The 16,075-nt window shown below is 67.1% G+C and carries 5 protein-coding genes (1 of these 5 only partly in view); 2 read left to right on the top strand and 3 right to left on the bottom strand.

The window, feature by feature from the left end:
- From ACVKN3_RS01590 to ACVKN3_RS01600, 3 genes are all read right to left on the bottom strand, one after another.
- Nucleotides 1-7,081: the 5' portion of an amino acid adenylation domain-containing protein gene (locus tag ACVKN3_RS01590; RefSeq protein WP_354512920.1), read on the bottom strand. Its footprint begins 25,751 nt before the window's first position; the window shows 7,081 of its 32,832 coding nt (coding positions 1-7,081); it begins with the start codon at nucleotides 7,079-7,081; its stop codon lies off the left edge, out of view.
- A gap of 29 nt (nucleotides 7,082-7,110) precedes the next feature.
- Nucleotides 7,111-10,434 carry an ACP S-malonyltransferase gene (fabD, locus tag ACVKN3_RS01595; protein WP_354512918.1) on the bottom strand — a complete coding sequence of 1,108 codons (3,324 nt, stop codon included), beginning with the start codon at nucleotides 10,432-10,434 and terminating at the stop codon, nucleotides 7,111-7,113.
- A 153-nt stretch (nucleotides 10,435-10,587) separates the two neighbouring features.
- Nucleotides 10,588-10,797 (bottom strand): MbtH family protein, encoded by a 210-nt coding sequence (locus tag ACVKN3_RS01600; RefSeq protein ID WP_285405684.1) that lies wholly within the window; start codon nucleotides 10,795-10,797, stop codon nucleotides 10,588-10,590.
- A gap of 1,848 nt (nucleotides 10,798-12,645) precedes the next feature.
- Between ACVKN3_RS01600 and ACVKN3_RS01605 the strand changes: the two genes are divergently transcribed.
- Both ACVKN3_RS01605 and wcaK read left to right on the top strand, forming a co-directional pair.
- Nucleotides 12,646-14,835: a polysaccharide biosynthesis tyrosine autokinase gene (locus tag ACVKN3_RS01605; RefSeq protein ID WP_354512916.1), complete on the top strand. Its 2,190-nt coding sequence runs from the start codon at nucleotides 12,646-12,648 to the stop codon at nucleotides 14,833-14,835.
- Between the two features lie 10 nt (nucleotides 14,836-14,845).
- Nucleotides 14,846-16,075: a colanic acid biosynthesis pyruvyl transferase WcaK gene (wcaK, locus tag ACVKN3_RS01610; protein ID WP_354512914.1), complete on the top strand. Its 1,230-nt coding sequence runs from the start codon at nucleotides 14,846-14,848 to the stop codon at nucleotides 16,073-16,075.

Consider the following 16,075-nt stretch of genomic DNA (forward strand, 5'->3'; position numbering starts at 1 on the left):
GGAACCGCAGGCCGCCCAGGGCGAACGGAATCATCGGCGTCGTGGCGTCGCCGGCCGACGTGGACGGCAGCGCCAGGGTTGCCTGCAGCGCCGCGTCGAGCAGGCTCGGCGGCAGGCCGTAGCCGTCCATTGTCGCCGACGGCGGCAAGGCCACCCGGGCAAGGACCCGTCCCTCGCCGACGAACCACTCCCGCACGCCCTGGAACGCCGGCCCGTACTGCAGGCCCATCCGCTCCAGCCGCGCGTAGCAGGCCGCCGCGTCGCCGTGGCCGAGCCTGCATGTCGCGCGCCAGGCGGAAAGATCGTGCGTAACACCCGCATCCGCATCGTCGGGCTCGGCGACCAGCGTGCCCTGGCTATGGACCAAGGCGTCGCCGTTTTCGCCGTCCGCGTAGATGGCGAAGCCGATCGCGGCATCCGTCTGTGGGTGCAGGGCGACATGCAGCGATACACCGGCGCCGTCGTCGACGACCGGGCGCAGCCACGCCATGTTGTGCACGGCCCAGGTGCGACCGTCGTCGACCGCCTCGTGGAGCGCGGCGCGTGCCATTTCCAGGTGCGCCACGCCGGGGAGCATGCGTGCGCCGCGGATCACGTGATCGGTAAAGAAGGATTCGGCACCGGTGAAGCCGGCGCTGAAGCGCAGTCCGCCGATGTCGGAGGTGTTCCGGTGCACCAGCGGATGCAGCACCGGCGCTTCCACGGCAGCAGCGGCGGGCGCGGCGGTATCGACGGGAATCCAGTAGCGTTCGCCGGCGAAGGGATAGGTCGGCAGGCTGATGCGTCGCGGCGTCCGCTCCGCATACAGGCGTCGCCAGTCGAACGGCACGCCCTTGACCCACAGGTCCAGCAGCTTGCCGAACTTGCCGCGCGCCATCCACGCGTCGGCCAGCGTGGCCATGTCGTCGTCGCCGGCCAGTGGGGCCAGCGCGTCCTTGTTCGGCTTGACCTGGCCGCGATACACATCCTCCACCGCCATGTCGCCGGCGACGCATGCCGCCAGCTTCGCCCGCAGGTCCGCCAGCGAGGTCGCCACGATACCCAGGCGCTCGTCCATGGCCTCGCGGCCGACCTGCAGCGTGTAGGCAAGCTCATCCAGGCGCATGTCCGGCTGGTCGTCGATGGCCGACAGCAGGCGCCGTACCTGGTCGACCAGCCGATCCTCGTGCCGCGCGGACAGCAGCACCAGCGCCGGACCGCTCGGTTCCGCGGTCACCAGTGATGGTGAAGCCACGTATTCCTCGATCACCACGTGCGCGTTGGCGCCGCCGGCACCGAACGACGACACGCCGGCCAGCCGCGGACGCTCGTGCCCGTCGAGCACGGGACGCGACCAGGCGGCGAGGTCCTGCTGCACGACGAAGGGCGTGCGCGCGAAGTCGATGTTCGGATTCAGCACGGCCGAATGCAGGCTCGGCGCCAGCTGCCGGTGCTTCAGCTGCAACAACACTTTGGTGACACCAGCAATACCCGCGGCGCTTTCGCAATGGCCGATGTTGGATTTGGCCGAACCGATCGCGCAAAAGCCGGTGTCCGGCGTCCACTCGCGGAACGCCTTGGACAGACCGGCGATCTCGATGGGATCGCCCAGGCTGGTACCGGTGCCATGCGCCTCGATGTAACTGATCGCGCGGGCATCCACGCCGCCGGCGCGCAACGCGCGTTCGATCACCTTCGCCTGGGCGTTGGGATTGGGCACGGTGTAGCCGTTGTTCTTGCCGCCGTGGTTGATCGCGGTGGCACGGATCACGCCATGGATGTGGTCGCCGTCGGCGATGGCTACGGCCAGCGGCTTCAGCAGCACTGCACCAACGCCCTCGCCCGGCACGTAGCCTTCGCCGCCTTCGCCGAAGCTCTCGCAACGGCCCTTGCCTGAGATGAAACGGCCCTGGGCCAGCATGAGGTACTTGTTGGGATGGACGGACACGTTGACGCCGCCGGCGATCGCCACCGCGCAGTCGCCGCGCTGGATCGCCTGGCAGGCCAGGTGGATGGCCGTCAGCGACGACGAGCACATGGTGTCCAGCGCCATGCTGGGCCCGTGGAAATCGCAGAAGTAGGAGATCCGGTTGGCGATCGAGGCCGGGCTGTTGAACACGGCGAGGTTCTGGCCGCGCGCCTGCGCCTGCGCACCGTAGAGCTGGTATTCCTCGTACATCACACCGGCGAAGACGCCGACGTTGCCGTCGCTGGATACGCTCTCGCGCGTATAGCCGGCGTCTTCCAGCGTGGCATGCACGCATTCCAGGAACAGCCGTTCCTGCGGATCCATCAGCTCCGCCTCGCGCGGGGCGATGTTGAAGAACAGCGGGTCGAAACGGTCGATACCGTCGATGAAGCCGCCCCACTTGCCGTAGGTCTTGCCGACCGCGTTGCGGTCCGGGTCGTAGTAGAGGCGATAGTCCCAACGCTCGGCCGGAATCTCGGTGATGCTGTCCCTGCCCTGGCTGAGGTTGGCCCAGAACGCGGCCAGGTCGGCCGCCTGCGGATAGCGCCCGGCGACGCCGACGATGGCGATCTCCGTCGTTGCCGGGGTGTCCACCGTGGGCAGCGTGCGCGGCGGCTCGCTACCGAAGCGGGGGCGGCGGGGCATCGGCGGCGTGAACGACTCGTCGTGCGCCGCGCTCTGCCCCGGACCGTTCGGCGCCCCGGACATGGGCTCTGCAACCGAGGTACTCGTTACGGCTGGCGCTGACGCCGAAGCAGTGGCAGTGGCCGTCACGTTGCCCGACGCACCCAGCGCCTCGACCAGCGCGGCGCGGTGCTCGCCCAGGAAGTAGCCGGCCAGGTCGGACAGGGTCTGGTACTCGAACAACAGCGTCTTCGACAGCGGCCCGAACACCGGCTCCAACGCGCGGGTCAGTTCCATCACGAGGATGGAATCGATGCCGTACGCCTCCATGCGCACCCGTGGATCGATGCTATGGGCGGGACGTTTCAGCGTGCTCGACAGCAGGCGGACCAGGTAACGCTCGGCCTTGTCGCGCAGGGCGTCCGTGGCATCCCCATGATCCGCTGCGGCATGGTCCGCCGTCGGCGACGCCGGGAGCGCGGTGGACGCCACAGACGACGGCACCGATGCGGCCACGGGTGCCGTAGGGGGCGACCAGCTCGCCACGAAGCGATCGATCGCGCCTTCGGCCACCACCACCTGCGGCAACGCCGTCGCCATCGCCTGCCGGAGCGCGGCAAGGCCACTGGCGGTACGCAAAGGCACCAGGCCGGTCTGCGCGGTCATCGCCTCGCGCGTGGCGTCATCCACGCGCATACCACCCTCCTCCCACAGCGGCCAGTCCACGGCCAGCGTGCGACCGTGGCGACGTCCCTCCGCCACCTGCGCGGCGCGCTGGATCGCGAAGGCATCCATGAAGGCGTTCGCGGCGGCGTAATCGGCCTGACCCACGTTGCCGAAGGCACCCGAAGTGGAGGCAAAACAAATGAAGCAGTCCAACGGAAGGTCGCGGCTGGCCTCGTCCAGGTGCAGCGTGCCGGCCACCTTCGCCCTCAGCACGTCGTGCAGGTCGTCGCGCGTCTTGCGTGGCAGCAGGCCGTCGCGCAACACCCCGGCGGCGTGCACGATGCCGTGCAGGCCATGCGTCGCAGCCACCTCGCGCACGAAGTGCGACACGGCGTCCGCATCGGCCACGTCGAGCGGGCGATACAGCGCCCTCGCGCCCAATGCCTTCAGTTCCGCGAGCAACGCCTGCACCGTGTCGCCGACAGGCGAGCGCCCGGTAAGTACCAGGGTCGCACTGCTGGCATCACGGGCGATGTCACGCGCCAGGATCGCGCCCAGGCCACCGGCGCCACCGGTGATGAGATACACGCCACCCGCCTTCCACGGCGAGGCGACGTCAGGCTGCGTCGCCACTTCGGACCACCCGGCCACCTGACGGATGCCATCGCGGTAGCGGCTGTCACCGGCCGGCGCGTTGCGATGTTCGACGATCGCCTGGACGATGTCCGCCGCCGAGCCGAGCCGGATCACCTGGCCGACGATCCGCGGGTTCTCCCGCATCGCCGTGCGCAGCATGCCGCCCAGGCCGGCCATGAGCTGCCCGGCGCCGTGGTCGGCGACGACCAGTTGGATCAGGTGCCGTCCCGGCCGCGTGACGGCGCCCTGGAGCTGTTCCAGCAACGCGACCGCCGCGCTTTCGTAGCGTGACGCGAGCGCTGCGTCGTCGTCGATCGCAATGATCCGCGCCTCGGGCAGGTGCTCCTGCAGGTCGGTCGAAACGTGTTCCGGCAACGCCATATCCCGGCAAACCAGGACGGTGTGATGTGCATAGGCGGCCGGCTCGGTGGACACCGAGGACGGTTCCGTCCACGTCGGCATGAACAGTGCCGTGCGCGTCGAAGCGGACGCCATCGCCGCGGGGACAGTACGCGTGGAGAAGCCATCCAGCCGTGCCAGCACCGTGCCTTGCGCATCGCACAGGTCCACGTCGAACGCCTGCACCACGGAGGCGGCCGAACCACGACCGGCGCGGTGGCAAATCACCGCCCAGCCATCGCCGTTGCACGTGCCGCGCACGTCGAGCGAGGCCAGCGCGAACGGCAACGACAGCGCTCCGCCGTCCCATGTGCCCGCGTCATCCGCCTGCACCGCGATGACAGCCTGCAGCGCCGCGTCGAGCACGGCCGGATGCAGGAGATAGGCATCGCGTCCCGACATCATCGTCGCCGGCAGGACGATCCGTGCCAGTGCGACGCCGTCGCCGATGAACAGTTCCTCCAGGCTGCGATGCGCCGGCCCGTACTGCAATCCCACCCGGTCGAACAGCGCATGGCATGCCGCGGCCGATCGATGCGAGCGCGTGCACGCCTGGCGAATCGCTTCGATGTCATGGCGGACGTCGTCGGTCGCATCCCCATGTTCGGCGACGGCGAGCACGCCCTGCGTGTAGACGGTACCGTCGCCGGTGGCGCCGTCGTCGTAGATCTCGAAGCTGAAACCGCCGCGGGCTTCGGGGAACAACGCGACATGCAGTTCCTTCGGCGCGTCGCCGACGGTAAACGGGCGAAGCCACACCACGTCCTCGATGCGATAACGGATGGATGACGCACTGGCGAGGTCGGCGGCGCAGCGCAGCATCTCCAGCTGGGCCGCCGCGGGCAAGGTCCGCTCGCCGCGTACACGGTGATCGTCGAGGAAGAACTCCCGACCGGTGAACCGGCTGGAGTAACGCAAGCCCGACGCGTTGGAGGTGTTGCGCTGGACCAGCGGATGGATCGCCGCCTGCATCGCCTCCGTGGCGGCCGGCTTCGCATCCACCCAATGACGCTCCCGGGCGAACGGATACGTAGGCAAGGCAAGGCGACGCCGCGGACCCGAGGCATACAACGGCGTCCAGTCGACCGTGCCGCCTTTCACCCAGGCCGATGCCACCGCCGCCAGGTCGCCCCCGGCGAGGTGCCCGGCCAGGGTTTCGCTGCCGGACGTTTCGTCGCCCGTGGTCGCGACGTCCACCGGCACCTCGCCCGTCATCACATCGTCGCGCTCCGCGGACGAAGCCAGCCATGCTTCCAGTCGCGAGGTCAGCAGCGCTACCGAATCGACCACCGTCGCCAGGCGCGTCGCCATGGCGTGCCGGCCGAGTTGCAGCGTGTAGGCCAGGTCATGCAGGTCGGCGTCGCGCGATTCGTGCGCGGTGAGCGCATCAACCAGTTGCCGGACGCGCTCGCGCAGCGCCAGTGCCGTGCGTGCCGACAGCACGATCAGTGCCGGACGGGCATCGGCCACCGGCGCGGGTGCCGTGTCCACATGTTCCTCGACGATGACGTGCGCGTTGACGCCGCCGAAACCGAATGAACTGATGCCCGCGCGACGCGGCATCGCTTCCCCGCTGGCATCGGTCGGCACGGGCCATGGCCGTGCCTGGTCGACAATGAAAAACGGGCTGCCGGACAGGTCGATCCGCGGATTGAGCCGCTGGTAATGCACCAGCGGCGGGAAGGCCTCGTGCTTCATGCACAGCAGGGTCTTGATGAGGCCCGCCAGTCCCGCCACCGATTCCAGGTGGCCGATGTTGGTCTTGACGCTGCCGATCCCGCAAGTGCCCTCGCCCGGCGCTTCACCGCGATCCGCGGCCACGCGCGAGAAGGCCAGCTTCAGCCCCTCGATCTCGATCGGATCCCCCTTGGGCGTGCCGGTGCCGTGGGCCTCGACATAGCCGACGCTGGCCACGTCGATGTCCGCCTCGCGCAGGGCGTCGCCGATCACGTGCGACTGGGCCAGCGAGCCGGGATAAGTCACCGTGCGGGCGTGGCCGCCGTGGTTCATCGCCGTGCCGCGCAGCACGCCAACGATGCGATCGTTGTCGCGCAGGGCACGGTCCAGCGGCTTGAGCAGCACCATGGCCGCGCCCTCGCCACGCACGTAGCCGTTGGCCCGCTCGTCGAAACTCTTGCAGCTGCCGTCCGGCGAGAGCATGCCGGTCTTGGAGAACGAGATGAAATGCGTGGGGCTGCACAGCACGCTGACGCCGCCGACCAGCGCCTGCTCGCACTCGCCCCGGCGGATAGCGTGCGCGGCCTTGTGCAGGGCCACCAGGGAACTGGAACAGGCCGTGTCGATGGGCAGGCTGGGCCCGTGCAGGTTGAGGAAATACGAGATGCGGTTGGGGATCAGCGCGGTGTGCGTGCCCGTGGCGAGATGGCCCTCGATCGTCTCCAGCGCGCGGCTCAGGTGATCGCGGTAGTCGAAAGTGAAGACGCCGACGTAGACGCCGGTACGCGTGCCGCTGAACGCGGCAGCGTCGTAGCCGGCGTCCTCCAGGCAGTTCCATGCCTGTTCCAGCATCACGCGCTGCTGGGGGTCCATGACCGCCGCCTCGCGCGCGGAGATGCCGAAGAAATCGGCATCGAAATACTCCACGCCGTCGATGAAGCCGCCCCACTTGCTGACCGACCGGTTAGGCTCGCGCCCGTCGGCGGCGTAGAAGGCCTCGCGATCCCAGCGTCCCGCGGGCACCTCGCCGACGCTGGACACGCCCTGGCGCAGGTTGTCCCAGAAAGCCGCGTAATCGGCGGCGCCGGGAAAGCGGCAGGCCATGCCGATGATGGCGATATCGACGTTCATGAAAGTGCCCATGCGATAAGGTGGTTCACTCAGCGACGAAGTCGGCTGAAGGTGCGGGTGAGGTGAGCGGCAGCGGCATCCATGATCCGCACGGCGATGTCGTCCACATGGCGTTCGGTCCACGGTTCCAGCGCGGTACCCTTTACCCACTGGTTGAACGAGCCCAGCGCCGGTCCCGTCTGGATCTGGTAGTTCACCCGGTCGTCGCCGTTGCCCTCCATGGCGATGCGCGTGCAGTAGGCGAAGTACCAGCGGAACACCAGCGCCATCTTGTGCTTGCCGTTGGCCTCCGCCTTGGCGATCTCGTGATCCCGACCCACGGAGCGGAAGTACGCCGAGGTCTCCTGCCAGATCGCATCGAAGCTCTTGTGGAAGAACGTGGTTTCCAGCTGCTGCCGGGTGCGCTCGGGGATGTCCTCCAGGCTGTCGTGATGGCGGTAGAGCGACAGCAGCTTGTTGGCCCGCGCCGGGAAGAACACCGACTTCTTCAGCACCTGAACCTGTGCGCCGATCTCGAACATGTCGCCGGCGGGCGCGTATTCCGTGTCCTGGATGTCCATCGCCTGCAACAGCGCCTTGCCATCGGCGCTCATGCCCGACTCCACGGTGCACTGGTTGATCGAACCGGTGGCGATGAAGTCGGCGCCGAGCAGGAACGCCGCAGCCGCGGCCTCGGGACCACCGATACCACCGGCCAGGCCCATGCAGATCGGCTCGGCGTAGCCGTGCGCCGCCTGCATCTCGTCGCGCAAGCGCAACAGCGGCGGCAGCATCACGGCCGCGATGCCGCCGTCGGTGTGGCCACCGGAATCGGCCTCGACGCAGATGTCGTAGCTGACCGGCAACGCTTGCGCCCACTGCGCCTGCTCCGGCGTCACCTGACCCTTGTCCAGCAGGCGCTGCACCAGCGCCGGCGGCGGCGGGCTCATGAACGCCCGCGCCACTTCGGGACGTGACACCTTGGCCACGATGCGGTGATCGCTCACCACCGTGCCGTTCGCATCGCGGCGCAAGCCCTGCAGCCGGAACCGGACCAGCGCCGGGGTCATCTGCATGAAGGCCGCCGCCTCCACGTTGCGGATGCCGTAGCGCAGGCAGAGGTCGACCACCGCTTCCTCGTGGGCCGGATTCTCGTAGTTCGCCAGCAGGTTCATGCCGTACGGCTGCCCGGCGTCCAGTCCCGCCTGGATGCGCACGATATTGGCCTCGATGGTCTGCGGCGACAGGCCACCGGCACCGAAGAAACTGAGGAAACCGGCGCGGCCCATGCGCACCACCAGCTCCGCGGAGGCGACACCGCGGTACATGGCACCGGTCATATAGGCGTAGCGCACGCCGAAGCGGCGCTGGAACACCTCGCTGCCCAGCGCCGTGGCGCGGATGCGAAACGGCCCATCGGGGCCGTCGTCACCGACACCGCCGGTATCCGCGCCATCGGCCGCCGAAGGCATCGCGGGCATCGCGGGCATCACAGGCATCACAGGCGCAGGCTGCACCACGGTGTCCCGCCGTTCGTCGTGGATCGGCGTTTCCTTGGTGCGGATCTCCTGCACCATCTTCGACAGGATGTTCGCGCCCATCTCCTGGAATTCGATGTCGCCCTTGCCCATCACGTAGCGGATGGAATCCACCCATTGCACGGGGCTGGCGATCTGGCTGGCCAGCGTCCGGGCGATGGCGGAACCGTCGTACGGCCGGGCCGTGGCGTTGGCGATCACGGTGGCGGTGGGCGCGGCAAAGGTGAACTGGCTCAGGTAATCGGCGAACTCGGCCTCGACCGGCTGCATGTGCCGCGAGTGGAACGGCGCACTGACGTTGAGTGGCACGCAGCGCAGTTTCAGCGTCGCGAACAGCTCGGCGGCCGCGGCCAGTGCCTCGTGATCGCCCGCGATCACCGTCTGCGTCGGCGTGTTGAGGTTGGCGATATCGACGCCGTCCAGCCGGTGCTCGTGGAGCATGACGCGGATCTGGCCGGCCGAGGTGCCCAGTACGGCGGCCATGCCACCGCCGCCGGCACGCCCCATCAGCTCGCCCCGCTTCTTCACCAGCCTCAGCCCGTCCTCGAACGAAAACACCCCGGCCGCATGCAGCGCGTTGTATTCGCCCAGGCTGTGCCCGGCAAAGAACGCCGGCGCCCGACCTGTCGCGCCATCGGCCTGCAACGCCTGCTCGCGGTAGTAATGCAGCGCGTTGACCACGTACAGCGCCGGCTGCGTGTACTGCGTCTTCGCCAGCAGGCCGTCGCGGTCGTTGAGGCACAGGTCCTCGACGGAGTAGCCGAGGATCTCGGACGCACGGCGCACCTCGTCCGGATACAACGGGAACAGGTCCTTGCCCATGCCCCTGAACTGCGATCCCTGCCCGGGAAAAATGACCGCTTTCATCGTGTCTGGCTCCGGCATGCGTACGGTTCGGGTGTCGGGCGCCAGGGCATCCAGGCGCGCGAGGTCGCCGCCGAAGGGCGACATCACCGCGTGCACGCGGGACGCCGTACCGGCGGGCAACAGGTATTTGAGGAAGGTCGCCATCGTCCCTGCGGGGCCGACGTCGATGTAGCGGTAGTCGTCCCGCGGCGGCAGCGTCGCGAGGGTCTCGGCCAGGCGAATGGGTTCGCGCACCACCGCCCAGAAATGATCCGCCGACGGCGCATCTAGATGGCCACCCTGGGCGCAGCACATCAGCGGAACGTGCCCTTGCCGGTACGGCAGCGTGCGCAGGAAGGCCATGTACGGTTCGCGCGCCGCGTCGATCCAGCGCGAATGAAAGGCGAACCCCACCGGCAGCCGCTGGAACGCCAGGCCGCGGCGACGCAATGCCGTCTCGACCGCATCGCTGTTCCGCGCGGGAAGTGAAAGCACGGAATGCGTGGCGAAGTTGCGCGCGCCAAGCTCGCACAGGGCGAGCACATCCGGCTCCAGGAATCGCGCCGGCTCACCCACCACCGCGATCATGCAGCCCGGCTCCGCGTGCGCTTCCACGATAAGGGCCTGCTCCACCACGGCCAGCAGGGCGTCGTCCGGGTCCAGCCATCCGGCCACTGCCGCCGCCGTGAACGAACCCAGGCTTGCGCCCAGCACGGCATCGACCCGCAGCCCGCGTTCGATCAGGCTGGTGGCCAGCGCATACTCCACCATGAAAATGGCGGCATGGCTGTACAGCAGGCGCTGTAGCGGCACATCCGCATCAACACCCTGCGCGAACAGCACCGCCAGCACCGACGCACCGGTCCGTTCGCGGAACAGCCGGTCGGCATGACGCATCGTCGAACGAAAGCAGCGATCGGCCTCGTACAGCTCCCGCCCCATCTCGACGTGCTGGGAGCCCTGGCCGGAAAAAAGAAATACGGTATTCAAGAGCGACGCATCCATCCTTGCACCTGCGCCCACGGACGATTCGTATCGACCTGGAACGCAGCGCAGACCGTGCTGCCAACTCCCCTCCCCCCCCGGGGCACGCGGACGACCCGTGCGGGTCGTCCGAAACACACTATCGATCGGTTCTAGCCGCTAATGCCTCGACTCGACAGCCAGCGACCGCGGACGCATGTCGGTCCACGCTTCACCGATATAGGTAAGGCACGAGGCCTTCGTTCCCTGTACGCCGACTTTCGTCCAGCCCAGCGGCAGCGACTTCGGCACCGGCCAGATCGAGTGCTGGCCCTCCTGGTTGACCACCACGTCGTACAAGGTTTCTGACGCGTTCGAACTCGTGGACATGCTTGCTCCTGTGCAAACGATGACGTCGTCGCTCTCGATAGTGCGATCGTCGTGTCACAGCGTGGAACGATGGTTTGTGTGGCCCCTGATCCCCTCGACCAGCACACTCAGCATGCTTGCAGGGTGCCGGTCTGTGTCCCAGATCATTCTTCGAAGAAGACCGTCGGCTTTGCAACCAGCAAGTTCTTGCGATCGGTAAATGCAGGCAGGTACGCCATGAAGATGGCTTCGCGCCGCGCTATCTGCCGGATAACGGCATGAGTCCACCATCACCTCCTGCCGTATTTGCACATAGGCAACCGTAGGAGCCCACGATGTGGGCGAAAAACCAACAGCGCGTTGACGCCGAATGCTTCGGAGCAAGAGCCGGCGGGTGCCACCCTCGTGGCCACGCCTGCGGCGACCCGTCAAGGAAGGGCCGCGAGTTCGGCTTGAGTGATGTCATCCATCTCAATTCGGCGATCAGCGGAATTCATCAGAGGCTTCATGAGCGGCCCGCGAGGACAAGGCGCGCGAAGCGAAGAATGGCGAGCGAGCGGAGCGCGCCTTGCAGACCGACTACCTTGCTACCACGAGAAGAATGGCGCTGAGACAGCCGATTGCGAGCAAGCTACAAACGGACGCGAGCAATATAAACATGTACCTGGCTGCCGATCCGGGCTTGGTGGCGGTAATGCTAGAGAAAAGGACAACAGCAGCGCAGGATTGCGTGACGAGGGCGGTTACGGTCGCGTAAACAAGACAACCCAGATTCCATGTACCGCAAGTCAGTACCCCGCCGAACCCGTACAAAAATGCGGCGCTCAACGCTATGCCTGCAAAGGCTATGAATATACCGATTGCGCGCATTAAGTACGCCGCCTGACGTGTTTTGACACTAGCTTTCATGCTGCCAGCATTGGCCGCAGGTAGATATAGCTGGCTTTGCGACGGCCGAGCTGACACCACACCAGAAATAAGTATCCCCACCGTCGAGGGGTCGCGCACGTGCGTGCGCTCCTACCCAGCCGGCAGATCACGCATTGGATATACAACAACCTGCCTACCCTTGCGGCAGGTGCCCACGATGTGGGCGAAAAGCCAACGAAGCAGCGACGCCGTACCCGAACGCTGCACGTTCACCCGCACGCACTGCTCGCCCAACACGTCACCTCAGTTTAAGGAAGAGCCGGCGGGTAGCCCCCTCGGGGCCGGTAGCCGCAGGCGAGGGATTCGCACAGATCAGGCCCGAAGGGGGCCGGCCAGGACGGCCGGCCGTTTCCGCTGAGCCATGGATGGCGAATCGGAAACCCCCGTTCGAAGCCCGACCCGGATGTGGCGCGGGTAGGAGCGCACGATGTGCGCGAATCAGGTACACGGCCGCGCATGCGGCCTTTCCCTAGCGGGTCGCCGCAGGCGTGGCACCGAGGGGGCTACCCGCCGGCTCTTGCTCCAAGCCCCATGGCTCTTGCTGCGCCGCAAGACCCCGGAACGAATCCGCCAATTCCCACGACCCCCAGCCAAACACCCAAAACCATGAATCCAAAAGCGAAATGACCAACCAATGAACGATTCATTAGATATTCGTGCAATAAATTACGCCAATATTTAACAAAAACATAATGCTGTCACGCAACACACCGCCACAAATCGACGGTTCCTTGACGCATGTCGCAAAACCGACCTCGCTCGCTTTGAGTGCCCTCCCCGCGCGACTAAGCTCAAAGCTCATCGGCGCCGATCACACACGTGACTCGCCCTGACGCGACCAAGCACATGCCATCGACGCACGCCGTCGAAGCGGCTTACCGGGTGTGCAACGCAGACGCCCAGGCGTCCCCTTCATGACCCAGGAAACCACGCCGCCGCATGACGACGAAGATTGAGCAGGCACACGACGACGACACCATCGACCTCAACGCGCTGTTCGGCACGTTGCTGGATCACAAGTGGATGATCGTGGCGATCACCGGCTGCTTCTTCGTGGCCGGGGTGCTGTATACGGTGCTCGCCACGCCTATCTACCAGGCGACCGCGGTGGTGCAGGTCGAACAGAAAACGCCCAGCCTGCCGGGCCTGAGCGACCTGTCGCAGTCACTGGGAACCAGTGCGTCGCAGGCGGTGACCGAGATAGCTCTGATCACCTCGCGACTGGTGGTGGGACAGACCGTGGACGACATGCGCCTGAACGTCCAGGTGCAACCGAGGCGCATGCCGCTGATCGGCAACTATCTGTCTCGCGGACACAAGCCCGGCCAGCCCGGCAAGCCGCGCTTCGGTCTCAGCCGCTACGGCTGGGGCGGTGAACTGGTGGATATCTTCCGCCTGACCTTGCCCGATCCGGGCATGAGCGCGACCTTCGAGTTGCGCGCCGAAGCCGGCGGTCGCTTCAGCCTGTACGACGACGACGGCAACCGCGTGGCCCAGGGTGCGGTGGGACAGCCGGTGACCGGCAAGGGCGTCACCTTGCAGATCCGCCAGCTGGTGGCCAACCCGGGCACCCGCTTCGACGTAATCGTGCAGCCGCGGCTGACGACCACGACGAAACTGCAGTCCGATATCGTTGCGCTGGAACAGGGCAATGACTCCGGAATCATCGGGCTGACCTACAACAACGCCGATCCCGATCTCGCGCGGCAGGTGCTCGAGCACGTCACGCACGCCTACGTGCGGCAGAACGTCGAGCGCAATTCTGCGGAAGCCGCCAGCCAGCTGCAGTTCGTCAAGGACCAGCTGCACAAGGTGCGCCAGGACCTGGACAAGGCCCAGGCGGCGATGAACGCGTTCCAGATGAAGTCCCACTCCGTGGACCTGAGCATGCAGACCAAGGGGTTGCTGGACCAGATCGTGTCCGTGGAGAACAACCTCCAGCAACTTCACCTGCAAGAGGCCGATATCGAACGGCGCTTCACCCACGATCACCCCGCGTACAAGGCGCTGCAACAGCAGATGGGCCAGTTGCAGGCCCAGAAGGCGCGGATGCAGAAGGAAGTGGGCGACTTGCCGGACACACAGCAGGAGCTGCTCAAGCTGAATCGTGACACGCAGGTCAGCGGCAACACCTACACCAGCCTGCTCAACCAGGCACAGCAGCTGGATATCGCGCGTGCCGGCACGGTGGGGAACGTGCGCATCGTGGACAGTGCGGCGGTGGATCCCAACGTGCCGGTGCAGCCGCGCAAGGCGCTGGTGGTGATCGTCGTCACCTTCCTCGGCGGCTTCCTCGCGCTGGCCTTCGTTTTCCTGCGGCAGATACTGAACCGCGGTATCGAGGACCCCGCGCTGATCGAGGACCTCGGCCTGCCCGTCTACGCCTCCGTGCCGCTGAGCCCGGGCCAGGGTACGCGAATGTTGCGTCGCGGCCGCTCGCACGCCGCGCACGGTCCGCTGCTGGCCATCGCCGACCCTGCCGACCTGGCCATCGAATCGATCCGCAGCCTGCGTACCAGCCTGCATTTCGCGCGACTGGAGGCGAAGAACAACATCCTGATGATCACCGGCTCCAGCCCCTTCGCCGGCAAGACCTTCGTCTCGGCCAATCTCGCCGCCGTGATCGCGCAGGCCGGGCAACGCGTGCTGCTGGTCGACGGCGACATGCGTCGCGGTACGCTGCACCAGCTGCTCGGCGTGCGCACCGGCCGCGGCCTGTCGGACCTGCTGGTCGGCAGCGCCGCGCTGGCCGACGTCATACAGCCGGGGCCGACCGAGAACGTGCACTTCATCAGCCGCGGGCAGGTGCCGCCTAACCCGTCCGAACTGCTGATGCATGCGCATTTCACGCAGTTCATTGCCAGCGTCGTCCCAGCCTACGACCTGATCATCATCGATACGCCGCCGATCCTCGCGGTAACCGACGCGGCGGTCATCGGCCACCACGCCGGCACCAGCCTGCTGGTGGCGCGCTTCGGCCTGAACAAGCAACGCGAACTGGCGCTGGCCAAGCAACGCTTCGAGCAGAACGGCGTGGAACTCAAGGGCGCCATCTTCAACGCCGTGGAGCGGCGCACCGCCGGCTATTCCGCCTATGCCTACTACAAGTACCAGGCGGATCCCGCATGAAGGCGTTCCCATGTCACGCATCCTGATCGTCGGCAACCACACTTGCGGGAACCGCGGTGACGCCGCGATCCTGCGCGGGCTGCTGGAGTGCCTGGCGGCCGCGTTGCCGGGCTGCGAGGTGGATGTCACCAGCCGCTTCCCGACCAGCTCCGCCTACCTGCTCGGCCGCCCGCTGTTACCCGACGGACTGGATGCTTATTACCGCGAAGCGGCCAGCCAGCGCTTCGGCCGGTTTCGCCCGCAGCTGCTGCGTCGCCTCGTGCCGCGCCTGCTGCATGCGCATCTCACCGGCCGGTGGTGGGCGCGCTGGGTACCGTTGCCGCAACGCCATCGCGACACCATCGCGTGGATGGCCGGCTACGACCTGGTGATCCAGGTGGGCGGATCGTTCTTCGTCGACCTGTACGGCCCCACCCAGTACGACCAGTCGATCTGCGCGCTTCTCGCCGGGCGGCCGGTCTACATGATCGGCCACAGCGTGGGGCCGTTCCGGCAACCCTTCTTCCGGCGCATTTCCCGGGATGTCATGCGCCGCGTCGAGGCGCTGGCCCTGCGCGAGGAAGTGAGCGCGCGCTACATGGCCGAGGACGGCATCCCGCAGGACACGCTGCGCTGGACGTCGGACACCGCGTGGCTGGTGGACCCAGGCGCACCCGTGGCCATCGCCGATCCGCCCACCGTCGCGGTGACCTTCCGCGAACTGGCCCCGTTCGACAAGCGGCTGGGCGTGACCCAGGCGCAGTACGAGGAAGCCTTCGCCATCCTGCTGGACGCGGTGATCGAGGCAGGCTACCGCGTGGTGGCGTATTCCACCTGCACGGCGATCGACGGTTACCCGAAGGACGACCGCATGGTGGCCTTGCGCGTCGGTGCGCGCATGCGCCACGCCGAGGCCTACCACGTGGAAATGAACGAGCTGACCGACGTAGACCTGGGCCGTTGCCTGGGTGCATGCGTGCTGACCATCGGCACGCGTCTGCACAGCGCCATCCTCTCGATGAACTTCGGCACGCCGTCGGTGGCGCTCAACTACGAACACAAGTCCGAGGGCATCATGAAGCGCCTGGGCGTGGACGAACTGGCGGTGCCGGTCACCGCCCTGCTCGACGGCAGCCTGCGCAGCCAGGTGCTGGCGCTGTTGCGGGACGACACGCTGCGCGCTCGCGTGGCCATCGCGGCGGCGCGGGAAAAGGCCTTCGCACGCGAATCCGTGCTAGCCACCCTGGGGATCGGAGCCTGA

The sequence above is a fragment of the Luteibacter sp. PvP120 genome (genome assembly GCF_054055715.1).

Excerpts from the sequence above, each read along its gene's own strand:
- ACVKN3_RS01600 (WP_285405684.1), bottom strand. The coding sequence starts at position 10,797 with ATGTCCACGAGTTCGAACGCGTCAGAAACCTTGTACGACGTGGTGGTC.
- ACVKN3_RS01605 (WP_354512916.1), top strand. The coding sequence starts at position 12,646 with ATGACGACGAAGATTGAGCAGGCACACGACGACGACACCATCGACCTC.
- wcaK (WP_354512914.1), top strand. The coding sequence starts at position 14,846 with ATGTCACGCATCCTGATCGTCGGCAACCACACTTGCGGGAACCGCGGT.